Here is a 24,371-nt window from a genome sequence, read left to right on the forward strand (position 1 = left end):
CCGATGGCCGGCCAAGGGACCGCGACCAGGACCGCGACGGTCAACTGCACCGCCTGCGGCCACAAGAACCGGTTGCCGGCAGCCGCGCAGGGAACCCCCCGCTGCGGCAACTGCCGCTCACCGCTCCCCTGGATCACCGACGCCGGCGACGAGGACTTCGCCGAGGTCGCGGAGAAGGCCACGCCGTTCGTCCTGGTGGATCTGTGGGCCACCTGGTGCGGACCGTGCCGCATGGTCAGCCCCGCTCTGGAGCAGGTCGCCCACGAACTCGCCGGCCGGATCAAACTCGTCAAGGTCGACGTCGACCAGGCCCCCCGCATCGCCCAACGGTTCCAGGTGCAGGCCGTACCCACCCTGCTCCTGCTCGACAACGGAGAGATGATCGCCCGCCAGGCCGGCGCGGCACCCGCCGCGACCCTGCGCACCTGGGTCGAGGAGACCATCGCCGGCCGCCGCTGACGGCCGGCGCCCCGAGAGGGGACGCCCCAGGGGGCCGCGAGCCCCATGGAGCACACAAGGAGGCAGCACATGAGCACACAACCCGAGTCGCAGCGGCCGTCACCCGGCGACGTGACGCCCGACGCGAGACTGCGCACCGGCGCCGAGGGCGAGGTGACCCCCGAGGACCTGGTGCTGGCTTCGGGACGGGACGTCACCCCCGCGAACCTGAAGTGGGCGGAGCGCAAGATGGCCGAAGAAGGCACCGCGGCCGTCAACAAACTGCTTCCCTGACCGACTGCGGCGGCGTCCGTCCACGGCGGCATCCACCGGATACCACCGTGACCACACCGCCTCAGACCAGGCTGTCCCGCCACGCCCGGTGGAGGTCCGCGAACCGGCCCGTGCCCGCGACGAGATCGGCCGGAGCGCCGTCCTCGACGATCCGGCCGTGCTCCATCACGAGCACCCGGTCCGCGATCTCCACCGTGGACAGCCGGTGGGCGATCACCACGGCCGTACGCCCGTGCAGCACGGTGTCCATCGCCCGCTGCACCGCGCGTTCGCCCGGGATGTCCAGCGAGCTCGTCGCCTCGTCGAGGATCAGTACCGACGGGTCGGCGAGCAGCGCCCGGGCGAAGGCCACCAGCTGCCGCTGGCCGGCCGAGATGCGGCCGCCCCGCTTGCGGACGTCCGTGTCGTAGCCGTCCGGCAGGCTGCTGATGAAGTCGTGCGCGCCGATCGCCCGGGCCGCGCGCTCGATCTCCTCGCGGGTGGCATCGGGACGCCCCACGGCGATGTTCTCGGCGACCGTGCCGGAGAAGAGGAACGCCTCCTGGGTGACCATCACGACACCCCGCCGCAGGTCGGGCGTCGCCAGGTCGCGCAGATCGACGCCGTCGAGGAGGACTCTGCCGTCCGTCGGGTCGTAGAACCGGGCCAGCAGCTTGGCCAGCGTGGACTTTCCGGCACCCGTCGTGCCCACGACCGCGACGGTCTGGCCCGCGGGGATCGTCAGGTCGAAGCGGGGCAGTACCTCGCCGCCCGTGCGATAGGCGAAGCGCACCTCGTCGAACACGACCTCACGGCCCGGCCGGTCACCGGCGAGGGCGGGCAGCGGGCGGGGTGCCGCGGCCTGCGGGACCGACGGGGTCTGGGCGAGCAGGCCCGCGATCTTCTGGAGCGAAGCGGCCGCGGACTGGTACGAGTTGAGGAACATGCCCAGGCGGTCGATCGGGTCGTAGAGCCGCCGCAGATACAGCACGGCCGCCGCCAGTACACCGAGTGCGAGCGTCCCGTCCGCGACCCGGTACGCACCCCACAGCACGATCCCGGCGACAGCGGTGTTGGCGACGAGCCGCGAGCCGACGACATAGCGCGCCATCTCCAGGAGCGAGTCGCCGTTGATCCGGCCGTGGCGGTCGTTGAGCTGCCGGAAGGCGGCGTCGTTGGCCTGCTCGCGCCGGAACGCCCGTACCGGCCTGATGCCGTTCATCGTCTCGGCGAACTTCACGATGACGGCGGCGATCGCGGTGGAGCGGCGGGCGAAGATGGCCCTGGCCCGGCGCTGGTAGAGCCGTACCAGCAGATACAGCGGGAAGAACGAGGCGACGGCCACCCCGCCGAGCCCGAGGTCCAGCCACAGCAGCATCACGGAGATGAAGACGAAGGCGAGGATGACGTTGATGAGCTCCTGGAGCCCCTCGCCGAGCAGTTCGCGCAGCGACTCGACATCGGTGGTCGACCGGGAGATCAGCCGCCCCGAGGTGTAGCGCTCGTGGAAGTCGACGCTGAGGGCCTGCGCATGCCGGAAGATACGGCCGCGCAGATCCAGCAGGACGTCCTGGTTGACCCGGGCGGACGCCCGGATGAAGGAGTACTGGAGCAGCCCCGCGCCGAACGAGCAGACCGCGTAGCCGACGGCCACCAGGATCAGCGGGCCGTAGTCGTCGCGCCGGAAGGCCGGCACACCGCGGTCGATCGCGTACGCCACGAGCAGCGGCCCGGCCTGCACGGCGGCCTGCTGGAGCAGCAGGAGCAGGGCGACCCGCACGACGCGCGCCCGGTGCGGCGCGAGCAGCGACCGCAGCAGGGCGCCGGTCGCGCCCCTGGCCGTCGGAAGGTCGTCCCGGTCGAAGGGATCGCCCTCGGCGGAGGCGCCGCTTCCGCCGGCGGGACCGGTCCCGGCCCCGGCGGCGGTCGTCGTCGTGGTCGCGGTCATCGTGCGCTCTCCTCACTGAGCCGGTCGTCGAAGGCGTGGGCCTCGTGGGAGGACTGCGCGCCGTCGGTGCCGGGAGCCGCGCTGTCGCCCCCCGACATCAGCCAGGCGTACTCCGCGTTCGTACGCAGCAGTTCGTGGTGCGTGCCCACCGCGGCGATCCGTCCCCCCGACAGCAGCGCCACCCGGTCGGCCAGCAGCACCGTGGAGGGCCGGTGGGCGACCACCAGGGCCGTCGTGTCCTGGAGAACCCGCCGCAGCGCGGCCTCCACCAGTGCCTCCGTGTGGACGTCCAGCGCCGACAGCGGGTCGTCCAGCACCAGGAAGCGGGGGCGGCCGACCACCGCACGGGCCAGGGCGAGCCGCTGGCGCTGACCGCCCGACAGGCTCAGCCCCTGTTCCCCGACCTGGGTGTCCCAGCCGTGCGGGAGGGACGCCACGAAGCCGGCCTGTGCCACCTCCAGTGCCCGCTCCAGCTCCGGTGCGCCCGCGCCGTCCGTGCCCATCAGGACGTTCTCGCCGACGCTCGCCGAGAAGAGGGTCGGCTCCTCGAAGGCCACCGACACCAGCTCCCGCAGCCGTTCGCGCGGCATCGCGGCGACGTCCTCGCCGTCGAGCGTGATCCGGCCGCCCGTGACCTCGTGCAGCCGGGGGACGAGCGCGGTCAGCGTGGTCTTCCCGCTGCCGGTCCCGCCGACCAGGGCCATCGTCTCGCCGGGCCGCACCCGCAGATCGATACGCGCGAGCACCGGTGGGGCGTCGGCCGCCGCGTCCGGGTAGCGGAACTCGACGCCCTCGAAACACAGTCCCTCCCCGCCGGCGGCCGGCGGACCCGACTCGGTGAGCACCTCCGACTCGCTCTCGGCGTCCATCACCTCGAAGAACCGCTCGGTCGCCGTGGCCGCCTCCTGGCTCATCGCCAGCAGGAAACCGATCGACTCCACGGGCCAGCGCAGCGCCAGCGCCGTCGACAGGAACGCCACCAGGGTGCCCGCCGACAGACCGCCGTCCGCGACCTGGACCGTGCCGAGCACCAGCGCGGCGCCGATGGTGATCTCGGGGATGGTGGTGATCAGGGCCCAGATCCCGGCCAGCAGCCGGGCCTTGCCCAGCTCGGTCCCGCGCAGTCGCTGCGAGAGCTCGCGGAAGGCGAGCGCCTGGCTGCGGTGGCGGCCGAAGCCCTTGATGATGCGGATGCCGAGGACGCTCTCCTCGACCACCGTCGTCAGATCGCCGACCTGGTCCTGTGCCCGTCGGGCGACGACGGCGTAGCGCGACTCGAAGTACGAACAGAGCACGACCAGCGGCACGATCGGCGCCGTCAGCACCAGCCCGAGGGTCCAGTCCTGGCCCAGCAGGATCACATAGCCGACCAGGATCGTCGTCGCGTTGACGAGCAGGAAGGTCAGCGGGAAGGCGAGGAACATCCGCAGCAGCATCAGGTCGGTGGTGCCCCGGGAGAGCAACTGCCCCGACGCCCAGCGGTCGTGGAAGGCCACCGGCAGCCGCTGGAGATGCCGGTAGAGATCGGCGCGCATCGACGCCTCGACCCCGGCCAGCGGCCGGGCCACCAGCCACCGCCGGAAGCCGAACAGCACGGCCTCGGCGATCCCGAGCAGCAGCAGGGCGAACGCCCCGAGCCACACCCCGCCGGGATCGCGGTCCGCCACCGGGCCGTCCACGATCCACTTCAGGACGAGCGGGATGACCAGGCCGAGACAGGAGGCGACGACGGCGATGAAAGCCGCGCTGAACAGACGCGTTCGCACCGGTCGTACGTAGGGCCACAACCGCAGCAGCGAACGCACGGCTGACCGGTCCTCGGTGGCTGCATGTGGTGTCGACATCAGGGGTGAGCCTACGGTTCACCACTGACAGCGCTCACCCGAATTACCGGCCACGCACCGACGGCCGGTGCCCCGTGCACCCATCTCCAGGACGCCCCGCCGCGGCCCCCTCACATCCTCGCTCGCAGCAGCAGCACCGACCGCGCCCCCACACTCACCGTCTCCCCGCCCCGGTACACGACTCCCGGCGCCGACTCCTGCTCCTCCCAGGAGGTGTCGACGACCACCTCGTAGGACTGCGCCCAGGGCGCGCCCGGCAGCCGGAAGTCCGTCGGGCGGTCCGCGCCGTGCAGGATCGCCAGGAAGCTGTCGTCCGTCACCTCCGCGCCCCGGGCGTCACGACCGGGGATGTCACGGCCCGAGAGATAGAGCGCCAGCGTGGACGCCGGGGCGTACCAGTCGCCTTCGGTCATCTCCGTGCCCTTCGCCGTGAACCAGGCCAGGTCCCGCAGCCCGTCCACGGCATGGGCCCGGCCCGAGAAGAAGGCGCGCCGGCGCAGCACCGGATGGGCGTGGCGCAGCGCCAGCAGCCGGGTGGTGAGGTCCAGCAGGCTCTTCGGTCCGGGCTGTCCGGCGAGGGACCAGTCCACCCAGCTGACCTCGTTGTCCTGGCAGTACGCGTTGTTGCTGCCGCCCTGCGTACGCCCCATCTCGTCACCAGCGACCAGCATCGGCACACCGGTGGAGACGAGGAGGGTGGTGAGCAGATTGCGGATCTGCCGTCTGCGCAGCGCGTTGACGAGCGGATCGTCGGTCTCGCCCTCGGCGCCGCAGTTCCAGGCCCGGTTGTCGTTGGTGCCGTCGCGGTTGCCCTCACCGTTGGCCTCGTTGCGCTTGTGCTCGTACGTCACCAGGTCGCGCAGGGTGAATCCGTCGTGCGCCGTGACGAAGTTGACCGAGGCGTACGGCCGCCGGCCGCCCCAGGCGTACAGATCGCTGGAGCCGGACAGCCGGTACCCGAGGTCGCGCACGTCCGGCACCGAGCCGCGCCAGAAGTCGCGCACCGCGTCCCGGTAGCGGTCGTTCCACTCCGTCCACAGCGGCGGGAAGGCCCCCACCTGATAGCCGCCGCTGCCGACGTCCCACGGCTCGGCGATCAGCTTCACCCGGCGCAGCACCGGGTCCTGGGCGATGACGGCGAGGAAGGGGGAGAGCATGTCGACGTCGTGCATCGACCGGGCCAGCGCCGCGGCCAGATCGAAGCGGAACCCGTCGACGCCCATCTCCGTCACCCAGTAGCGCAGCGAGTCGGTGATGAGCCGCAGCACATGGGGCTGCACCACGTGCAGGGTGTTGCCGCAGCCGGTGTAGTCCGTGTAGGCACGCGGGTCCGAATGCAGCCGGTAGTAGCCGCGGTTGTCGATGCCGCGCAGCGACAGCGTCGGGCCGAGCTCGCCCGCCTCCGCCGTGTGGTTGTAGACGACGTCGAGGATGACCTCGATCCCGGCGGCGTGCAGGGCCCGCACCATCCGTTTGAACTCGCCGACCTGCTCGCCGCGGGTCCCGCTGGAGGAGTACGCGGCATGGGGGGCGAAGTAGCCGATGGAGTTGTAGCCCCAGTAGTTGCGCAGGTCGCGCTTGAGCAGATGGTCCTCGTGGGCGAACTGGTGCACCGGCAGCAGTTCGACGGCGGTGACCCCGAGCCGCACCAGATGGTCGACGGCCGCCGGATGCGCGAGGCCCGCGTAGGTGCCCCGCAGCTCCTCGGGGATGTCCGGGTGGAGCTTGGTGAAGCCCTTCACGTGCAGTTCGTAGATGACCGTGTCGGCCCACGGGGTCTTGGGCCTGCGGTCGTCGGCCCAGTCGTCGTCGTCGTGCACCACGACACCCTTGGGGACGTACGGCGCCGAGTCCCGGTCGTCGCGCACGGTGTCGGCGACATGCTGCTGCGGCCAGTCGCGGACGTGTCCGTACACCTCGGGCGGCAGCGCACCCCAGTCGTTCCCCCGGCCCGCGTCCACCGCACGGGCGTAGGGGTCGAGGAGCAGCTTCGCCGGGTTCCAGCGCGCTCCGGTCCACGGGTCCCAGCGGCCGTGGACCCGGTAGCCGTACCGCTGGCCCGGGCGGATCCCCGGGAGGAAGCCGTGCCATATCTCATGGGTCAGCTCGGTCAGCGGCGCCCGGGTCTCGACACCGTCCTCGTCGAACAGGCACAGCTCCACCGCCTCCGCCCCGCCTGCCCAGAGCGCGAAGTTGCATCCCGCGACCCCGTCCGGCCCCACCCGGAAGCGGGCACCGAGCGGCGTCGGTGCCCCCGGCCACACCGACGGCCCGGGCAGCCCCGGCATATCGGAGTCCGCCCGGCGGCCGTTGACGCCGGCTGCCCGGAGGGGGACGGGCCCGTCGGCCCGCACCCCCTCCTGCTGCGCTGTCTCCTGCTCGGCTGCGCTCGTCACCTGCCGGCCTCCCGCGGCTCGTCGGGCCACGTCCCCCGGCGGTCACGGAGTCCCGGCCGTGACGCCCCGCGCGTGGTCCTCCCACCTGTTCTTCCCTCGCTGCTGATGTCCCAACATGACCCCCGCCCACGTTTCCCCTGGAGGGGCGCGGTCGTTGGGTGGTCGTGAGACACGTACTGAAGCGGGCCGGGCGAGGCATGGCCGTTGCCCTGACATGCGCAGGACTGATGGCCGGGCTCTCCGGCTGCACCGGCGGGGCGTTCGACATCAGCAGCAAGCCGCGATCTCCCGGGGAGGCCATTCGGGTGATTCCCGAGGACGGCGCCAAGGGGGTGGATCCGAAGGGGCCGCTCGAAGTGAAACTGCGCAGCGGACGGCTCGAACGGGTCACCGTGACGCAGATCGAGGACGAGGCGCCGACCGAGGTCCCCGGCCGGATCTCGGACGACGGTCTGCGGTGGAAGCCCGACGACGGCGCCCGGCTCGGCCTCGCGGCCAAGTACAGCGTCGACGTCCTGGCCCTCGACGGCCACGGCCGGCGCTCGGCCCGGCACACCACCTTCACCACCGAGGTCCCCGACCGCCGTTTCATCGGCTACTTCAAACCGGAGAACCGGGCGACGGTGGGCACCGGCATGATCGTCTCCTTCGACTTCAACAAGGAGATCCGCAACCGGGAGGCCGTGGAGCGGGCCATCCGGATCACCTCCGAGCCGCCGGTCGAGATCGCGGGCCACTGGTTCGGCAAGGACCGGCTCGACTTCCGGCCGCGCGAGTACTGGAAGCCGGGCACGAAGGTCACGGTCGATCTGCGGCTGCGCGATGTCCAGGCGGCGCCGCACTCCTACGGCATCCAGCAGAAGAAGGTCTCCTTCACCATCGGCCGCTCCCAGGTCTCCGTGGTCGACGCGGAGGCCAAGACGATGGAGGTACGGCGGGACGACCAGGTCCTCGCGACCGTGCCGATCACCGCGGGGGCGCCCAAGTCCACGACGTACAACGGGAAGATGGTCGTCAGCGAGCTCCACGACGTGACGCGGATGGACGGCAGGACCGTCGGCTACGGCGGCGAGTACGACATCAAGGACGTGCCGCACGCGATGCGGCTGACCGACTCCGGCACCTTCCTGCACGGCAACTACTGGGCCGCGCCGGAGACGTTCGGCTCGACCAACGTCAGCCACGGCTGTGTCGGTCTGCGGGACGTGAAGGGCGGCAGCTCGGACACCCCGGCCGGCTGGTTCTTCGACCGGACGCTGATCGGCGACGTGGTCGAGGTGGTGAACTCGTCCGACAAGCAGGTCGATCCCGGCAACGGGCTCAGCGGCTGGAACCTCGACTGGAAGCAGTGGAAGGCAGGTTCCGCGCTGCGCTGACCCCTGCGGCCCGGGCACAGCCCCCACGGCTCGCGCCCCCGCGGCCCCGCACAGCCTTCACGGTGTGCGCGGCCCGCACCCCGCACGGCCTGCACCCCATCCCCCGAGCCCGGCCAACACGTTGGGACTGAACGGTGACAATCGCGGGAAGATTCAACAACCCGCGGTGTGATTATCTAGCGAAGTGCGTGCGTGAGGCGCGCGGGGGTGCGGGCCGTGGCGGGGCCAGGCCGTGCGAGGGGAGAGACCGTGGTGAACGGGCAGCCGATATCGGGGGCATCGGTCGGTGCCGGGCGTGGGCGTGGGGGCTCCGCGCTGCTGGCTCTTGTCGTCGGAGCACTGCTGGTGCTCGTGACGGCCTGCGGGGGCGGGGGCTCCGGCAAGGGCGACGGCGACAAGGGGAAGAAGGACGGGGGGAAGGTCGGGAACTCCGCCTCCCAGGCGGTCGTGACCATCGCGCCCAAGGACGGCGCCACATCGGTCGCCACCAGCGGAGCGCTGAAGGTCACCGCTGCCGAGGGCAAGCTGACCACGGTCACCGTGCAGGACGACAAGGGCACCCCGATCGAGGGCAAGGTCGCGGCGGACGGCGCCTCCTGGCAGCCGCTCCAGCACCTGGCCGGCTCCACCAAGTACAAGGTGCACGCCGTGGCCAAGGACTCGGACGGCCGTGAGTCCGCGAAGGACACCACCTTCACCACGCTCGTACCGAAGAACACCTTCATCGGCCAGTACACCCCCGAGGACGGTTCCACGGTCGGTGTCGGCATGCCGGTCTCCATCAACTTCACCCGGGGCATCACCAGCCCGGAGGCCGTCGAGAAGGCCATCAAGGTGACCGCGGAGCCGTCGGTGCCGATCGAGGGCCACTGGTTCGGCAACGACCGGCTCGACTTCCGGCCGGAGAAGTACTGGGCCGCCGGCACCAAGGTGACGGTGAAGCTCAACCTGGACGGCGTCGAGGGACGGCCGGGCGTGTACGGCAAGCAGGTCAAGACGGTGAAGTTCACCATCGGCCGCAGCCAGGTCTCCACGGTCGACGCCAAGTCGCACCGGATGACGGTGGTCCGGGACGGCAAGCAGATCAAGAACGTCGCGATCACCGCGGGCGCGCCGTCGACGACGACCTACAACGGCCAGATGGTCATCAGCGAGAAGTACAAGGTGACCCGGATGAACGGCGCCACCGTCGGCTTCGGCGGTGAGTACGACATCAAGGACGTGCCGAACGCGATGCGCCTGTCGACCTCCGGCACCTTCGTCCACGGCAACTACTGGGCCTCGTCGGGCACCTTCGGCTCCGCCAACGTCAGCCACGGCTGCGTCGGTCTGCGCGATGTGCGCGGCGGCTACGACAAGGGCACACCGGCCGCCTGGTTCTTCAACAACTCGATCATCGGCGACGTCGTGATCGTGAAGAACTCCAAGGACAAGCAGATCGCCCCGGAGAACGGCCTGAACGGCTGGAACATGTCCTGGGCGGACTGGACGAAGTAACGCTCCCCTCGGGGGAGGCCGGACCTCCTCGACGCCGTGCGGCGGACCCGGTGCTGTGACCGACAGCACCGGGTCCGTTGTCGTTAGCGCCGGTTAACCTGCCTGCATGACGACTGTGAATCTCGAGGTCTCCGAAGGTGTCGGCACGATCCGGCTGGACCGCCCGCCGATGAACGCGCTGGACATCGCCATCCAGAACCGTTTGCGCGAGCTCGCCGAGGAGGCGGGCTGCAGGGACGACGTGCGCGCCGTCGTCCTCTACGGCGGCGAGAAGGTGTTCGCGGCCGGCGCGGACATCAAGGAGATGCAGGTCATGGATCACGCGGCGATGGTCGTGCGGTCCCGTGCGCTCCAGGAGTCGTTCACCGCGGTCGCCCGCATCCCCAAGCCCGTCGTCGCGGCCGTCACCGGCTATGCGCTCGGCGGCGGCTGCGAGCTGGCGCTCTGCGCCGACTTCCGGATCGCGGCGGACAACGCCAAGCTCGGCCAGCCGGAGATCCTGCTCGGTCTGATCCCGGGCGCCGGCGGCACCCAGCGGCTGTCCCGGCTGGTCGGCCCGTCCCGGGCCAAGGACCTCATTTTCACCGGCCGCCAGGTGAAGGCCGAGGAGGCGCTCGCGATCGGGCTCGTCGACCGCGTGGTCCCCGCCGCCGAGGTCTACGAGCAGGCGCACGCCTGGGCCGCGAAGCTCGCCCAGGGACCCGCCCTGGCGCTGCGGGCCGCCAAGGAGTGCGTCGACGCCGGTCTGGAGACGGACATCGAGACGGGCCTCGCGATCGAACGGAACTGGTTCGCAGGCCTGTTCGCGACGGAGGACCGCGAGCGCGGTATGCGGAGCTTTGTGGAGGAAGGGCCGGGCAAGGCCAAGTTCCTCTGAATTCTGGTCAGTTGACACCTTCGAGTGCCCCGTCAACCATGTGTGGGTCTTAACCGGACCTTAAGGCAGACTTAAGTGGCGTCCGCCCGCTGCGCTCGGTGATCATTCGCCGACCGTGCGTCAGTGCAGCTCAGGCAGGGTGAATGCACCCGTATGTCGCCGGAGTCATATGCCATGTGGTCTTTTCGGAATGCCTCGTTCCTGGGGTTCCATTCCGCGGGAACAGCCACGCGGGCCGCCTGTTGCGGCCATGATGGGAGCATGGCGGGCCTCGAAGGTGTGGAACACATGCGGCAGCGCGGCAGCGCCACCGCAGCGCGTTGGATGCCTGTGAGTGAGGGCGAACAGACCCTCGAAGTCATCGAGTTGTTCGGTGACCCCACCGAGGAAGAGGTCCGGCTCCCCTCGCGCCCCGAGTCCGCCGCCACCGCGCGCCGGCTGACCCAGTGCGTCGTGCTGCGCCAGTGGGCGCTCTCCGCCCAGACCGCGGAGCACGCCGTTTTACTGGTCTCGGAGCTCGTGGGGAACGCCGTGCGGCACACCGGCGCACGGGTCTTCGGTCTGCGGATGCTGCGCCGCCGCGGCTGGATCCGGATCGAGGTGCGTGACCCCTCGCGCGGGCTGCCCTGTCTGATGCCGGTCCAGGAGCTGGACACCAGCGGACGCGGCCTCTTCCTGGTCGACAAGCTCTCCGACCGCTGGGGCGTCGATCTGCTGCCGCGGGGCAAGACCACCTGGTTCGAGATGCGGGTGACGGACCGCCTCACCCCCTGACGCGGGGCCGCCCATCGGCGCGGCCCCCTTTTTTCGTGCCACCACGCAGAAACCCCCGTACGGCCGGGATGCGGCGCGTCGGGGGCTTCTGCACGGCGCCGTGGAACGGAGGGGGTGTTTCCACGGCGTCCGAAGACGACCTGGCCCGGGTCAATGGGGGTCGTGTTCCCGACTATGGCAGATGGGCGACTCGATGCCAAAAACTCCTACTCCGGCATAACCAGTCAAATGCGGACGAACAAGAAGTGAATCATAGGTGAGGTGGGCCACCAGCCTGGTAAATATCGAGTGAATGAGAGCTGGATCAGGTGTTTCGCCGGTCACTCCGGCCCGTTCCTCCCTTGAGGGCGGGCCGGACGGGTGAGCCTTTCTGATGCAATCGTTATCTTTTGTCCGATGAGCACCTACTGTGCTTATTCGTGACCTTGATCGACCGTCGCGGCGCGCTGCGCGCAGGAGCGGGAGCGGCCGTGGCCGGCGCCCTCGCCACGGGCTGCGCCGACGGCGGTCCTCCCACGGCTCAGCCGGGGAAGCCCGAGAGTCCGGTGCGGCCGGGGGGAGCCGGGAAGCCCGAACCGCCCGCCGCCCCCGCCCCGTCGTCACCCGGCACGCGTCCCGTCCCGGCCGCCCGCCGTTTCCCCGGGCAGCCCGCGCAGATCCGCAACGGCCCCCGCGACCGTGACCGGGTCGCCCTCACCTTCCACGGCCAGGGCGAGCCGACCGTCACCCGGGCGGTGCTCGCCGAGGCCGAGCGGGCCGGGGCCCGGCTCACGGTGCTCGCCGTCGGCAGCTGGCTCGACCGGTACCCGGACCTGGCCCGCCGGATTCTCGACGGCGGGCACGACCTCGGCAACCACACCCAGCGCCATCTGAGCATCTCGGAGATGTCCGAGGCCGACGCCTACGCCGAGATCACCGGCTGTGCACAGCGGCTGCGCAGACTCACCGGATCGATCGGCACCTGGTTCCGCCCCTCCCGGGCCCAGTACGCCACCCCTCTGCTCGTCCGCCTCGCGCGCAGGGCCGGCTACCCGCACGTCCTCTCGTACGACGTCGACTCACTCGACTTCACCTCGCCGGGTGCGGCGGCCGTGACCCGCAATGTCACCGGGCAGATCCGGCCCGGCTCGGTGGTCAGCCTGCACCTGGGCTACCCGGACACGGTCGCCGCCCTCCCCGCCCTGCTCGCCGAACTCGACCGCCGCGGCCTGCACGCGGTCACCACCACGGAGCTGCTGAGCTGATGCACCCGAGACTCCCTGCCACCCGACGGGCCGGCGCGGTCGCCGCCGGCGCCCTCCTCGCCCTCCTCGCCGGCTGCGGCTCGCCCGCCGGCCCGACGCGGGCCGACAGCAGCACCAGCGCGCCGCCGCCCCCCGCGCCGCCGAGGAAAGCCGTCCCGGCCGCCCTGCCCGGTATGCCGCCGGTGCTGAACCCGAAGGACGTCTACGCCGCGGACCGGCCGGGCATGTTCTCGCCGGCGGTCAAGGGCTTCCCCTCACGGATCTACGTCCCCAACACCAACTCCAACACCGTCTCGGTCATCGACCCGAGGACCTACAGGGTCGTCGACACCATCCCCGTCGGCAACCAGCCGCAGCACGTCGTCCCGTCCTGGGACCTGAAGACGCTGTGGGTCAACAACAACCGCGGCCACACGCTCACCCCGATCGACCCGGCCACCGGCGCGGCGGGCAAGCCGGTGGAGGTGCACGACCCGTACAACCTCTACTTCACGCCCAACGGCAAGTACGCCGTCGTGATGGCCTCGCTGGACCGTCAGCTCGTCTTCCGCGATCCGCACACCATGGCCCCGCTGAAGACCACGCCCGTCCCCTGCTACGGCGTCAACCACGCCGACTTCTCCGCCGACGGCCGCTACTTCATCGTCTCGTGCGAGTTCTCGGCCGAGCTGCTCAAGGTGGACACGGAGAGGATGGAGGTCATCGGCCGGCAGAAGCTGCCGTTCACCGGCGCGATGCCGCAGGACGTGAAGATCTCCCCGGACGGCGAGACCTTCTACATCGCCGACATGGTGGCGCACGGCGTCTGGGTGCTGGACGGAGAGAAGTTCACCACGCCGGTGCTGCTGCCCACCGGCAAGGGCGCCCACGGTCTCTACATCAGCCGCGACTCCCGCGAGATGTACATCCCCAACCGCGGCGAGGGCTCCGTCTCGGTCTTCGACTTCGCGCGGAACCGGCTGACGAAGAAGTGGCGGCTGCCCGGCGGCGGCAGCCCCGACATGGGCGGTGTCTCGGCGGACGGCAAGGTTCTGTGGCTGTCCGGCCGTTACGACGCCGAGGTGTACGCGATCGACACCACGAGCGGCAAGCAGCTCGCCCGTATCCCCGTCGGCAGCGGGCCGCACGGGCTCGCCGTCTACCCGCAGCCCGGCCGCTACTCGCTCGGCCACACCGGCGTCTTCCGCTGACGCCGTTGCCCGGCGCCGCCGCGCCCCGGTCCCGGCATCGCGCCGGGCACCGGAACGCGCGCGTGTCACCACAGCACGGGCAGCCTCTCCGGCAGCCGCTTGATGAAGCCCGTACGCCACACCAACTGCTCCTCGGGTACGGCGAGCCGCATCCGCGGCAGCCGGGTCACGAGTGCGGTCAGCGCGGTCTCCGCGTGCAGCCGGCCCAGCGCGGATGCGGGGCAGAAGTGCCGTCCGCCGCCGAAGGAGAGATGCGGGTTGGGCGTGCGCTCCAGGTCCAGCCGGTCCGGGTCCTCGAAGACCTCCGGGTCGAAGTTGGCCCCTTCCACCAGGACGAGCACCAGCTCTCCCTTGCGGACGAGGACATCGCCGAGCGTCACGTCCTCCAGGGCGAGCCGCGGCAGTCCGTCGCCGATGGAGAGGTTCCACCGCAGCAGTTCGTCGACGGCGGGCCCCATCCGCTCCGGATGGTCCCGCAAGTACTCGATCAGCTCCGGCCGCTGCATCAGCGCGACGACCGCGAGCAGCAGAAAGGCGGAGGTGGAGACGGCGCCCGCGCCGAAGAGTGACACGGCGACGGTGGCGAGCATCTCGTCGGTCAGATGCGCCGACTCCTCGTCCTCCCGCAGCGCCGCCAACCGGCCGAGCAGACCGGCGCGTTCCGCCTCCGGCACATTGAGCCGCTCGACCATGTAGTCGAGGTCCTTGTACCAGTTCAGTCCGGCCCCGTCGAAAGGCCGGGCGCTGGTCATGAACGCGATGTCGAGCCCGGACATCAGCCGCCGCCAGTCGCGGAACGGGACCCCGATCACCTTGCAGTGCAGCGCCGCCGAGAACGGGTCGGCGAAGGCGGCCCGCAGATCGACCGGCGGCCCCTCGGCGAGCAGCCCCTCGATCAGTTCGTCGGCCCGGGTGCGCAGCCAGCCGCGCAGCCCGTCGTCCGACCGCGGGTTGAGCGACCGCATCACCGCGCCGCGCAGCCCGGCGCTGTTGATGTTCCCCATGTTGTTGACGACTTCGGGCGGGATGGTGAGGGCGTACTGCCGCGGAGCGTCCGGCGACGCCGTCTCCTTCAGGCCGAAGCGGTCGTCCTCCAGAACCTGGCGGGCCAGCCCGTGGCTGCTCACCAGCCAGGCGTGGTCGCCGGTGAGGGTCCGCACCCGGGCCACCGGCGCCCCTTTCCGCAGTGCGGCACACTCCGCGGGAAGCACGTCGCCCCGCCGGGAGAGCGGGAATTCAAGCTGCAGCTGTCCGGTGTCCATCGTCCGCGCTCCTCTCGGGTCCGTCCGGCCGTACGACGGCGTAGCCCTGGTTGCGGGCGGCGCGCAGACCGCCGCCCTTGCCGAAGAGCAGCTCGGTGAGCGGCATCAGCGCGTGGTAGCAGGAGACGGAGGAGGGGACGCCGAGAATCCCCGGGGTGTCGAGGAAGAAGGGGAGCTCGGCGGCGATGTAGTCCAGGCACGCGGAGCGCTGCTCGGGTGTGACGGCCCCGCCCTCGCCGATCCGGGAGGCCAGGAACTGCCGCACCATACGGTCACAGCTCTTGCGGAACTCCTCGTCGGTGGCGAGGAAGTGGCGCACCCGCCGGTGCAGCAGCGCGTACACCGGATCGCCGGAGAACTCCGAGAGCGCCCGCACGCCGGTCCGCCGCCCCGGGGGGCCCGCTGCCTCCACGCCGCCGAGGATCCGCCGGCGTACCGCCTTGAGTTCCTTGGACGCGCGCCGGACGGCCTGCTCGGGGGCGTGGCCGAGAGCGGCGAAGACGGAGGCCACATGCAGATCGGCGTAGACGAAGTCCACCGCGGTGAAGCGCGGGGCCGCCCAGCGGGCGAGCTCGGTGATGCGCCGGGCGGAGAAGTAGCTGTTGCCGGGGGAGACCCCGATCAGGACATGGTCGCCCTCGTCCATGAGGAGACGGCAGTTGGGGGTGAAGGGGCGGGCCGTGAAGGATTCGGTTGTGATCGTCACTGATGACATCACCCTTGCGCCGCTTGTCCCTGGGAGCCCTGTGCTCCTGGTGTGGCGGCGACGCCATGAAGTTAGCCCCCGTCGGCGGAGAGTGACGAAGAGGGCCATGGGTTTGGCGGGATCCGCTCAGCACGGGACCGAAAAACATCTTCCGCTCTGCGGAATGCCGTGTGACGCCCTGTCAGTTGGCGGTCAGCAGCGCCTCGGAGCCGACCGGGCGGAAGCCGGCCGTCTGGAACGTCCGCACGCTGCGGGCGTTGCCGGGCGACTGCTGGGACCACACCAGCGAGTCCGGCACCAGATGGCGGGCGGCTCGCGCCAGCGCGACGCCCAGACCCCGTCCGCGGGCCTCCTCGTCCACCTCGACGGCGCACTCCCAGCGGCCGGCGACCCCCCGGCCGAGCACCAGCACCCCGCCGTCCGTGGCCCACACCCGTACGCCGTCGCGGACCTTCAGGGCCCGCGCCACCCGCGGGTGGTCCGGATCCTCGATCTCCCGCAACCGGACGTCCGGCCCGCCCGGCAGTGCGCCCGCCACCGTCACCAGGTCGATCGTGTTCGTGGAGCGGCCCGTCCGGGCCATCAGGGCGGCCAGGAACGACGGGTTCATCGCGGCCGCCAGCCGGTCGGCGTCGGTGGCCGCCAACTCGGCCCGCACCCACGCCGGATCCTCGTCGGTGAAGACCACCGAATGCGCGGTGAACGCCATCACCCCGGCGTCCCGCACGCTCGGCTGCCGTATCACGCGGGTCTCTCCGTCCTGCGGAGGGAAGTCCCCCCGCGCGGCCGCGGCCAGTATCCGTGCCAGCTCGTCGCTCATGCGTCCATGGTCGGGTACGGCCGCCGGAACCGGTGAGGCGCCCTGCGGATAATCTGACCCACGTCAGTAATGCACCAAGAAGGGGTGGACCGGTGGCGGACATCGAGGAAGCACGCAAGGCGTTCGATCGCTACGACGCGGACGGCGACGGCTTCATCACTGCGGCCGAGTACAAGTCGGCCATGGCACAGATGGGTGACTGGAACGTCACCGAGCCGGTGGCCGAGGCCGTGATCGCCGCGCAGGACACCGACAAGGACAAGCTCCTGTCGTTCGACGAGTTCTGGGCCCACCTGAACAAGGCCTGACGCAGCGGACACACGCGCGGCCCCCGGCGGAGCGCCGGGGGCCGCACTGTGGTGCCGCGGTCGCGGCTCTCAGCACTCGATGATGTTCACCGCGAGTCCGCCGCGCGCGGTCTCCTTATATTTCACCGACATGTCCGCGCCGGTCTCCTTCATGGTCTTGATGACCTTGTCGAGGGACACCTTGTGGCTGCCGTCGCCGCGCATCGCCATCTTGGCCGCCGTCACGGCCTTCACCGCGGCCATGCCGTTGCGCTCGATGCACGGGATCTGCACCAGGCCGCCGACCGGGTCGCAGGTCAGACCGAGGTTGTGCTCCATACCGATCTCCGCGGCGTTCTCGACCTGCTCGGGGCTGCCGCCGAGCACCTCCGCGAGCGCGCCCGCGGCCATCGAGCAGGCGGAGCCGACCTCGCCCTGGCAGCCGACCTCGGCGCCGGAGATGGAGGCGTTCTCCTTGAACAGCATGCCGATCGCGCCGGCGGAGAGCATGAAGCGGACGATGCCCTCCTCGTCCGCGCCGGGCACGAAGTTCATGTAGTAGTGCAGCACGGCGGGGATGATGCCCGCGGCGCCGTTGGTGGGCGCGGTGACGACCCGGCCGCCCGCCGCGTTCTCCTCGTTCACGGCCATCGCGTACAGAGTGATCCACTCCATCGCGCGGGCCAGCGGGTCACCCTCGGCCCGCAGCTGGCGGGCGGAGTTGGCGGCGCGGCGGCGGACCTTGAGGCCGCCCGGCAGAATGCCCTCGCGGGACATGCCGCGCGAGACGCAGGCCTGCATGACCCGCCAGATCTCCAGCAGACCCTCGCGGATCTCCTCCTCGGTGCGCCAGGCCTTCTCGTTCTCCAGCATCAGGGCGGAGATGGACAGGCCGGTCTCCTGGGTGAGCCGCAGCAGCTCGTCCCCGGTGCGGAAGGGGTACTTCAGCACGGTGTCGTCGAGCTTGATCCGGTCCTCGCCGACGGCGTCCTCGTCCACGACGAAGCCGCCGCCCACGGAGTAGTACGTCTTCTCCAGCAGGCTCGCGCCCTCGCTGTCGTACGCGAAGACCGTCATGCCGTTGGCGTGGTACGGCAGCGTCTTGCGGCGGTGCAGCACCAGGTGCTCGTCGAAGTCGAAGTCGATCTCCTGCACGCCGAGCAGCCGGAGCCGGCTCTCGGTGCGGATGCGCTCCACCTCGCCGTCAGCCGACTCGACGTCGACGGTGCGGGGCGAGTGGCCCTCCAGGCCGAGCAGGACGGCCTTGGGGGTGCCGTGGCCGTGGCCGGTGGCGCCGAGCGAGCCGAACAGCTCCGCCCGGACGGTGGCGGTCCGGTCCAGTACGCCCTCGTTCTTCAGACGGTGGGCGAACATACGGGCCGCGCGCATCGGGCCGACCGTGTGGGAGCTGGACGGGCCGATGCCGATCGAGAACAGGTCGAAGACCGAGATGGCCACGGGGTGACTCCTAGAACGTTGGTAGACGCCGTTGTCTGCCGGGGGTGGTGCGAGCAGGCGCGGAACAAGGCGGAACAAGGGGGAGGGCACCGCGCTCACAGCCCAGTGTGCGCGGTGCCCCGAGTTTCCTGTCAAAAAGAGTACGAAACTACTTCAGACCGGGGTACAGCGGGTGCTTCGCGGCCAGCTCGGAGACCCGGGCACGCAGGGCGTCGCTGTCGTACGACGGCTTCAGCGCCTCGGCGATGATGTCCGCCACCTCGCGGAAGTCGTCGTCCTGGAAGCCGCGGGTGGCCAGCGCCGGGGTGCCGATCCGCAGACCCGAGGTCACCATCGGCGGCCGCGGGTCGTTCGGGATCGCGTTGCGGTTGACCGTGATGCCCAGCTCGTGGAGCCGGTCCTCGGCCTGCTGGCCGTCGAGCTCGGAATTGCGCAGGTCCACCAGGACCAGGTGCACGTCCGTGCCGCCGGACAGGACCGAGACACCGTGCTCGGTCACATCGGCCTGGACGAGACGCTCGGCCAGGATGCGGGCGCCGTCCAGGGTGCGCTGCTGGCGCTCCTTGAACTCCTCACCGGCCGCGACCTTGAAGGAGACCGCCTTCGCCGCGATGACGTGCTCCAGCGGGCCGCCCTGCTGGCCGGGGAAGACCGCGGAGTTGATCTTCTTGGCGAGTTCCTGCGTCGACAGGATCACACCGCCGCGGGGTCCGCCCAGCGTCTTGTGCGTGGTGGTGGTGACCACATGGGCGTGCGGCACCGGGTTGGGGTGCAGCCCGGCGGCGACGAGGCCCGCGAAGTGCGCCATGTCGACCATCAGGTAGGCGCCGACCTCGTCCGCGATGCGGCGGAAGGCGGCGAAGTCCAGCTGACGCGGGTACGCGGACCAGCCGGCCACGATCAGCTGCGGCTTGGACTCCTTGGCGAGCTTCTCGACCTCGGCCATGTCGACCTGGCCGGTGGCGTCGACGTGGTACGGGACCACGTTGTAGAGCTTGCCGGAGAAGTTGATCTTCATACCGTGGGTCAGGTGCCCGCCGTGCGCGAGGTTCAGACCCATGATCGTGTCGCCCGGCTTCAGCAGCGCGAACATCGCGGCCGCGTTCGCCTGGGCGCCCGAGTGGGGCTGGACGTTGGCGTGCTCTGCGCCGAAGAGCGCCTTGATGCGGTCGATGGCGATCTGCTCGACCACGTCGACGTGCTCACAGCCGCCGTAGTAGCGGCGGCCGGGGTAGCCCTCGGCGTACTTGTTGGTGAGGACCGAGCCCTGGGCCTCCATGACCGCGACCGGAGCGAAGTTCTCCGAGGCGATCATCTCGAGGGTGGACTGCTGACGGTGGAGCTCGGCGTCGACAGCAGCGGCGACGTCCGGGTCCAGTTCGTGAAGAGGGGTGTTCAGAATCGACATCGCGGAATCACAGTCCCTGTCGTGAGGGTGGTCAGTTGCCGGAGAACTCGGTGTACTCGTCCGCGGAGAGCAGATCCTTCGGCTCCTCCGAGACACGCACCTTGAAGAGCCAGCCGCCCTCGAAGGGGGCCGTGTTCACCAGCGACGGGTCGTTGACGACGTCCTCGTTGGTCTCCGTGACCTCACCGCTGACCGGGGAGTACAGGTCGCTGACGGACTTGGTCGACTCCAGCTCACCGCAGGTCTCGCCCGCGGTCACCGTGTCGCCGACGTCCGGGAGCTGTACGTACACCACGTCGCCGAGCGCGTTGGCCGCGTGCTCCGTGATGCCGACCGCCGACACGCCGTTCTCGGCGGCCGTCAGCCACTCGTGCTCCTTGCTGTAGCGCAGCTGCTGGGGGTTGCTCATGGCCTGAATTCTCCTGTACGCGGGGGAGTGCTGGGGAACGAGGGGGGAGTGCGGACGATCACTTCTGGCGCTTGTAGAACGGCAGCGCGACGACCTCGTACGGCTCATGGGTACCGCGGATGTCGACCCCGACACCCTCCGTGCCCGGCGCGGCGTGGGCCGCGTCTACATAGGCCATCGCGATCGGCTTGCCGAGCGTGGGGCTCGGGGCGCCCGAGGTGACCTCGCCGACGACCTGGCCGCCGGCGACCACGGACATCCCGGCGCGCGGTACCCGGCGGCCCTCGGCGATCAGGCCGACGAGCTTGCGCGGCGGCGCGGTCTCGGCCCGCTCGGCGGCGGCCTGCAGCGCCTGACGGCCGACGAAGTCGCCGTCCTTCTCGAACTTCACGACCCGGCCGAGGCCGGCGTCGAAGGGGGTGAGCGCCGTGGTCAGCTCGTGCCCGTACAGCGGCATGCCCGCCTCCAGGCGCAGCGTGTCACGGCAGGAGAGCCCGCACGGGATCAGTCCGGCCGGGGCGCCCGCCTCGGTCAGCGCCTGCCACAGCTTCTCCGCGTACTGCGGCTGGACGAAGAGCTCGAAGCCGTCCTCGCCGGTGTAGCCGGTACGGGCGATCAGCGCCGGGACGCCGGCGACGGTGCCGGGCAGGCCCGCGTAGTACTTCAGCCCGTCGAGGTCGGCGTCGGTGAGCGACTGCAGGATGCCGGGCGACTGAGGGCCCTGGACCGCGATCAGCGCGTAGGCGTCGCGGTCGTCACGAACCTCGGCGTCGAAGCCCGCGGCGCGCTCGGTCAGCGCGTCCAGCACGATCTGGGCGTTGCCCGCGTTGGCGACGACCATGTACTCGGTGTCGGCGAGGCGGTAGACGATCAGGTCGTCGACGATGCCGCCGTCCTCCTGGCAGATCATCGTGTAGCGGGCACGGCCGGTGCCCACGGTGCCGATGTTGCCGACGAGCGCGTAGTTCAGCAGGTCCACGGCCTGCGGGCCGGTGACGGTGATCTCGCCCATGTGGGAGAGATCGAAGAGGCCGGCGCGGGTGCGGACCGCGGTGTGCTCGTCGCGCTCACTGGCGTACCGCAGGGGCATGTCCCAGCCCGCGAAGTCGGTCATGGTCGCGCCCAGCGAGCGATGCAGGGCATCGAGGGCGGTGAGACGGGGGGAACTGGTCATGGATGTGACTCCCAGGGCATGGCCGGCGAGGACAATCCTCCCCATCTGTCATCGGAACCTGAGAGGTTCGTCCCGACCACGCGTACTGGTGGACGTGACTTGCACCTTGGGTGGAGCCACTCGAACGCGGCTCGCTTTTCAGATCTGCCTCATCACACGCGGTACGGGGCCTGAGAGATTCAAGGGAGGGACTTGCTCCTTCGGCGCCCGGCGCACACTGTGGCCAGGACTCTCCCGCGTGGATTCAAGCGGCCGGTATGCAGTTGGCGGGCACATCATTGCACGCATCGCGCCGAACGGCTTCCCCCCAGGCCGGAGGCCACGGGGACGGAGCGGACGGCTCCGAAGCTTTCTCGGGACGGCGCGGCGCTCCTCAGCGGCAAATCGACCTCGTCGCATTACCATTTCTTTACGCTCCATGGGCAAGTGTGTGGGGTGACCCGACAGGGGGAGGGTGATGACTTTGCAGCAGTCCGGTGCATATGCGACCGCCGCGGGAGTGCCTGCGCCGCCGCAGGCACCCGCCCGAGAGGCCGGCGACGTCCTGAGGGCGGCGCCCGTGCTGCGTGACCTGCGGGACCGCGCGGGACGCAGCCCGCACAGCCTGGGGTTCGCCGCGGGCGACGTCGTGGTGGTGTCCGGCCTGCCCGGCAGCGGGAAGTCCACGCTGATCAGGCGCGCGGCGAGCGGCCGGCGGATCGACTCCCAGGACACCCGGGACCGGTGGGACGCGAGGATGCCGAGGCTCCTCCCGTACGCCGTCTACCGGCCCTTCGTGCGCCTCGCGCACTACGCGGGCCTGCGCCGGGCCCTGCGCTCCGGCGAGAGCGTGGTCGTGCACGACTGCGGCACCCAGACCTGGGTGCGGCGCTGGCTGGGCCGGGAGGCGCGGCGCCGCGGCAGCGCGCTCCACCTCGTCCTCCTCGACGTCTCCCCGGGGATCGCCCGGCAGGGACAGCGCGAGCGGGGCCGTGGGGTGTCCGGGTACGCCTTCGCCCGGCACCAGCGTGCCGTGGGCCGGCTGATCGGTGACGCGGAGGCCGGGAAGCTGCCCGCCGGCTGTGCCTCGGCGGTGCTGCTCGACCGGGACGCGGCGACCGTGCTGTCACGGGTCGGTTTCGGCGAGGAGTGATCGCCCGGCCCCGTCCCCGGCCCGGCGGGCGCGCGCATTAGGGTCGGGGGAAGCACAGAGGAGAGCCGGGGGAGAGACCAGCACATGACCATTCCGGGACAGGCGCATCCGCATCCGTCCGGCGGCTGGCCGGCGAACGAGCTCGAAGAGGTGCTCGGCGCCTCGCTCGGCAACCCGGCCGCCGGGGGCCGGCTCGTGGAGGTCCTCGGCCGCAGCTTCCTCTGGGTCCCGCTCCCCAACGGCGGCGGCCCGGACAGTCCGAACCTCGATCTGCCCACCACCGAGATCGAGGGACAGGCGTATGTGCCGGTCTTCAGCTCCGAGCACCAGTTCCTGACCTGTGTGGGCAGCCATATGCCCTTCACCGTGGCGCCCGCGCGCGAGTTCGCCCGCGGGCTGCCCCCGCAGCTCGGCATCGCCGTCAACCCGGGCGGTGTCGTCGGCGCACCGCTGCCGCCGTCCGCCGTGGCGGAGCTCTGCCGGGCCGGACGGCACGAACCGGGCGACGCGCAGGCCGGCGCCGGGGGGCCGAGCGGCGGGCGGGTGCGGCTGTTCGAGCCGGACTGGCAGGAGGAGCCCGTCGACTTCCTGGCCGCCGCGGCCGGTGAGTTCCAGGAGTCCGGCGTCGTCGTCACCGCCCGGCGGGCGCTCGCGTCCATCGAGGGCGATCCGCCCACCCTGTTCATCGGTGTGCAGCTGTCCGGCTGGGACGCGGTCGGCAGCAACGCGCCCATGGACGCCCTCGGTCGGGCGCTCGGCCGGGTCCAGGTCGGCTGGCCGGTCAGCCTCGTCCTGCTGGACGTCGCCCAGGACCCCGTCGCCGACTGGATGCTGGCGCGGGTGCGGCCGTTCTACCAACGAGAGCACGTGTAGTCGTCAAGTCGGTGTCGAAACGGCCGATTAAGCTGGTTTCATGGCCTGCTGAATCGTGATGCGAAGAGGGGCGGAACCCAGAGTGAGTGCGTCAGGCACCGCGGCGGCCGGGCAGGTCGAGCACATGCTGCGCCAGGTGACTCCCGGACGCTACGACGCGTACGAGGCGCTGCTGAAGGCGCTGGCCGACCCGGCGAGCGGCCAGGTCTGGATGCTGCTCTGGCACGGCCGGGCGGGCTCGCCCGAGGCCCAGTACGGGAACATGGAGGTCGACGGCGTCGGCTACGCCCCCTGTGTCACCTCCGCCCAGGAGCTCGCCGTCTCCGGCTGGAACCGCGCGCACGAGGTCGTCGGCGGCCTCGACATCGCCCGCGCCCTCTACCCCGACCGCTGGGGCATCTGGCTCAATCCGCACGCCCCCGGCGGCGGTGTGGGCATCCCCTGGCCCGACCTCCGCAGGATCGCCACCGGTCTCGACCGGATGCCCGCGGGACCGCTGCGGCTGTCCGAGCCGGCCATCGAGATCCCGCAGTTCTACGCCCTGCTCTCGCAGAACGCCCACCGCACCCCGGCCGTCCGCTCGTTGCGCCGCGCCTGGGTGCAGCCCGCGCTCGGCGCTCCCTATCTGGCGATCGGGCTCGATCTGTACGACACGGGGCGGCAGTCGGTGGACGCGGTCCGCGCGATGATGCAGCAGTCGATCGCGGCCGTCCCGGAGGGACTGCCGGTGTCCACCGTCGCGATGTCCGACGAGTACGACCCCGTCACGATGTGGCTGCGGGCCAACTCCCGGCCGTTCTACGACCGTGATGCGCACGGCGCCCCCCAGGGCGGCGGTTACGGCTATCCGCCGCCTCACGGCCGCTGAACCGACCGGCCTCGGCCGCTTTCCCACCACACCGCTCCAGAGGGCGAATTCGTCCTCTTTCCATGCCCTGCGCGGATGTTCTGGTCGGATTGTGTGTGCGCAACCCGTGAAGCGCCT

General features: G+C 70.9%; 22 protein-coding genes and 1 riboswitch. Of the genes, 12 read left to right on the forward strand and 10 right to left on the reverse strand.

Translation table 11 applies throughout. The annotated features are described in order from the left end of the window. Positions 1-3: 3 nt before the first annotated feature. The gene (gene trxA, locus OHA05_RS25380; RefSeq protein ID WP_328861801.1) at positions 4-459 is read left to right on the forward strand and encodes a thioredoxin; all 456 of its coding nucleotides are present in this window, start codon (positions 4-6) and stop codon (positions 457-459) included. Positions 460-528: 69 nt separating this feature from the next. Then, complete coding sequence (locus OHA05_RS25385; RefSeq protein WP_313943978.1) at positions 529-732, forward strand: hypothetical protein; 204 nt, start codon at positions 529-531, stop codon at positions 730-732. Between the two features lie 61 nt (positions 733-793). On the opposite strand, the gene OHA05_RS25390 is transcribed toward OHA05_RS25385, so the two are convergent. The 3 genes from OHA05_RS25390 to glgX form a co-directional block, all read right to left on the reverse strand. After that, a complete protein-coding gene (locus tag OHA05_RS25390) occupies positions 794-2,659 on the reverse strand; it encodes an ABC transporter ATP-binding protein (RefSeq protein WP_328861802.1) in 1,866 nt (621 codons plus the stop codon). Next, the gene (locus OHA05_RS25395) at positions 2,656-4,503 is read right to left on the reverse strand and encodes an ABC transporter ATP-binding protein (RefSeq protein WP_328861803.1); all 1,848 of its coding nucleotides are present in this window, start codon (positions 4,501-4,503) and stop codon (positions 2,656-2,658) included. Before OHA05_RS25395 ends, OHA05_RS25390 begins: the two co-directional genes overlap by 4 nt. A gap of 110 nt (positions 4,504-4,613) precedes the next feature. Beyond that, positions 4,614-6,899 carry a glycogen debranching protein GlgX gene (gene glgX, locus OHA05_RS25400; RefSeq protein WP_313943975.1) on the reverse strand — a complete coding sequence of 762 codons (2,286 nt, stop codon included), beginning with the start codon at positions 6,897-6,899 and terminating at the stop codon, positions 4,614-4,616. A 164-nt stretch (positions 6,900-7,063) separates the two neighbouring features. Here glgX and OHA05_RS25405 point away from each other — a divergent pair, with 164 nt between their 5' ends. From OHA05_RS25405 to OHA05_RS25430, 6 genes are all read left to right on the forward strand, one after another. Continuing rightward, on the forward strand, positions 7,064-8,275 hold the full coding sequence (locus OHA05_RS25405; protein WP_313943974.1) for a L,D-transpeptidase: 1,212 nt from the start codon (positions 7,064-7,066) through the stop codon (positions 8,273-8,275). A 252-nt stretch (positions 8,276-8,527) separates the two neighbouring features. Continuing rightward, a complete protein-coding gene (locus OHA05_RS25410; protein WP_313948860.1) occupies positions 8,528-9,772 on the forward strand; it encodes a L,D-transpeptidase in 1,245 nt (414 codons plus the stop codon). 106 nt (positions 9,773-9,878) lie between these two features. Beyond that, complete coding sequence (locus tag OHA05_RS25415; RefSeq protein ID WP_328861804.1) at positions 9,879-10,649, forward strand: enoyl-CoA hydratase/isomerase family protein; 771 nt, start codon at positions 9,879-9,881, stop codon at positions 10,647-10,649. 261 nt (positions 10,650-10,910) lie between these two features. Beyond that, positions 10,911-11,423, forward strand: a complete 513-nt coding sequence (locus OHA05_RS25420) for an ATP-binding protein (protein WP_313943972.1) — start codon at positions 10,911-10,913, stop codon at positions 11,421-11,423. 419 nt (positions 11,424-11,842) lie between these two features. After that, complete coding sequence (locus OHA05_RS25425; protein WP_328861805.1) at positions 11,843-12,667, forward strand: polysaccharide deacetylase family protein; 825 nt, start codon at positions 11,843-11,845, stop codon at positions 12,665-12,667. Then, entirely contained in the window at positions 12,667-13,857 is a 1,191-nt protein-coding gene (locus OHA05_RS25430; RefSeq protein ID WP_328861806.1) for a YncE family protein, read from the forward strand. The genes OHA05_RS25425 and OHA05_RS25430 overlap by 1 nt, the downstream gene beginning before the upstream one ends. A gap of 65 nt (positions 13,858-13,922) precedes the next feature. Here OHA05_RS25430 and OHA05_RS25435 read toward each other — a convergent pair whose 3' ends face one another. From OHA05_RS25435 to OHA05_RS25445, 3 genes are all read right to left on the reverse strand, one after another. Next, positions 13,923-15,119, reverse strand: coding sequence for a cytochrome P450 (locus OHA05_RS25435; RefSeq protein WP_328861807.1), 1,197 nt, complete (start codon positions 15,117-15,119; stop codon positions 13,923-13,925). Next, entirely contained in the window at positions 15,094-15,825 is a 732-nt protein-coding gene (locus tag OHA05_RS25440) for a tRNA-dependent cyclodipeptide synthase (RefSeq protein WP_313943968.1), read from the reverse strand. Before OHA05_RS25440 ends, OHA05_RS25435 begins: the two co-directional genes overlap by 26 nt. Before the next feature lie 181 nt (positions 15,826-16,006). Beyond that, a complete protein-coding gene (locus tag OHA05_RS25445) occupies positions 16,007-16,645 on the reverse strand; it encodes a GNAT family N-acetyltransferase (RefSeq protein WP_328861808.1) in 639 nt (212 codons plus the stop codon). A 92-nt stretch (positions 16,646-16,737) separates the two neighbouring features. On the opposite strand from OHA05_RS25445, the gene OHA05_RS25450 reads away from it, so the two are divergent. Further along, positions 16,738-16,953, forward strand: coding sequence for an EF-hand domain-containing protein (locus OHA05_RS25450; protein WP_313943966.1), 216 nt, complete (start codon positions 16,738-16,740; stop codon positions 16,951-16,953). Between the two features lie 69 nt (positions 16,954-17,022). On the opposite strand, the gene OHA05_RS25455 is transcribed toward OHA05_RS25450, so the two are convergent. The 4 genes from OHA05_RS25455 to gcvT all read right to left on the reverse strand — a co-directional run bounded on the left by OHA05_RS25455 (position 17,023) and on the right by gcvT (position 21,381). Beyond that, positions 17,023-18,390, reverse strand: a complete 1,368-nt coding sequence (locus OHA05_RS25455; protein ID WP_313943965.1) for an L-serine ammonia-lyase — start codon at positions 18,388-18,390, stop codon at positions 17,023-17,025. A 148-nt stretch (positions 18,391-18,538) separates the two neighbouring features. Then, complete coding sequence (gene glyA / locus OHA05_RS25460) at positions 18,539-19,798, reverse strand: serine hydroxymethyltransferase (RefSeq protein WP_313943964.1); 1,260 nt, start codon at positions 19,796-19,798, stop codon at positions 18,539-18,541. A gap of 31 nt (positions 19,799-19,829) precedes the next feature. Then, positions 19,830-20,207, reverse strand: coding sequence for a glycine cleavage system protein GcvH (gcvH, locus tag OHA05_RS25465; protein ID WP_313943963.1), 378 nt, complete (start codon positions 20,205-20,207; stop codon positions 19,830-19,832). Positions 20,208-20,265: 58 nt separating this feature from the next. After that, entirely contained in the window at positions 20,266-21,381 is a 1,116-nt protein-coding gene (gene gcvT / locus OHA05_RS25470) for a glycine cleavage system aminomethyltransferase GcvT (RefSeq protein ID WP_313943962.1), read from the reverse strand. Between the two features lie 149 nt (positions 21,382-21,530). Further along, a riboswitch (glycine riboswitch) is annotated at positions 21,531-21,628 on the reverse strand. Between the two features lie 210 nt (positions 21,629-21,838). Between gcvT and OHA05_RS25475 the strand changes: the two genes are divergently transcribed. The 3 genes from OHA05_RS25475 to OHA05_RS25485 all read left to right on the forward strand — a co-directional run bounded on the left by OHA05_RS25475 (position 21,839) and on the right by OHA05_RS25485 (position 24,254). Then, positions 21,839-22,513: an AAA family ATPase gene (locus tag OHA05_RS25475; protein WP_327679965.1), complete on the forward strand. Its 675-nt coding sequence runs from the start codon at positions 21,839-21,841 to the stop codon at positions 22,511-22,513. An 84-nt stretch (positions 22,514-22,597) separates the two neighbouring features. Then, positions 22,598-23,386: an enhanced serine sensitivity protein SseB gene (locus tag OHA05_RS25480; protein WP_313943960.1), complete on the forward strand. Its 789-nt coding sequence runs from the start codon at positions 22,598-22,600 to the stop codon at positions 23,384-23,386. Positions 23,387-23,468: 82 nt separating this feature from the next. Continuing rightward, complete coding sequence (locus OHA05_RS25485; protein ID WP_328861809.1) at positions 23,469-24,254, forward strand: enhanced serine sensitivity protein SseB C-terminal domain-containing protein; 786 nt, start codon at positions 23,469-23,471, stop codon at positions 24,252-24,254. The last annotated feature ends 117 nt before the right edge of the window (positions 24,255-24,371 follow it).

The organism is Streptomyces sp. NBC_00306, assembly GCF_036169555.1.
GTDB classification, from domain to species: Bacteria; Actinomycetota; Actinomycetes; order Streptomycetales; family Streptomycetaceae; genus Streptomyces; species Streptomyces achmelvichensis.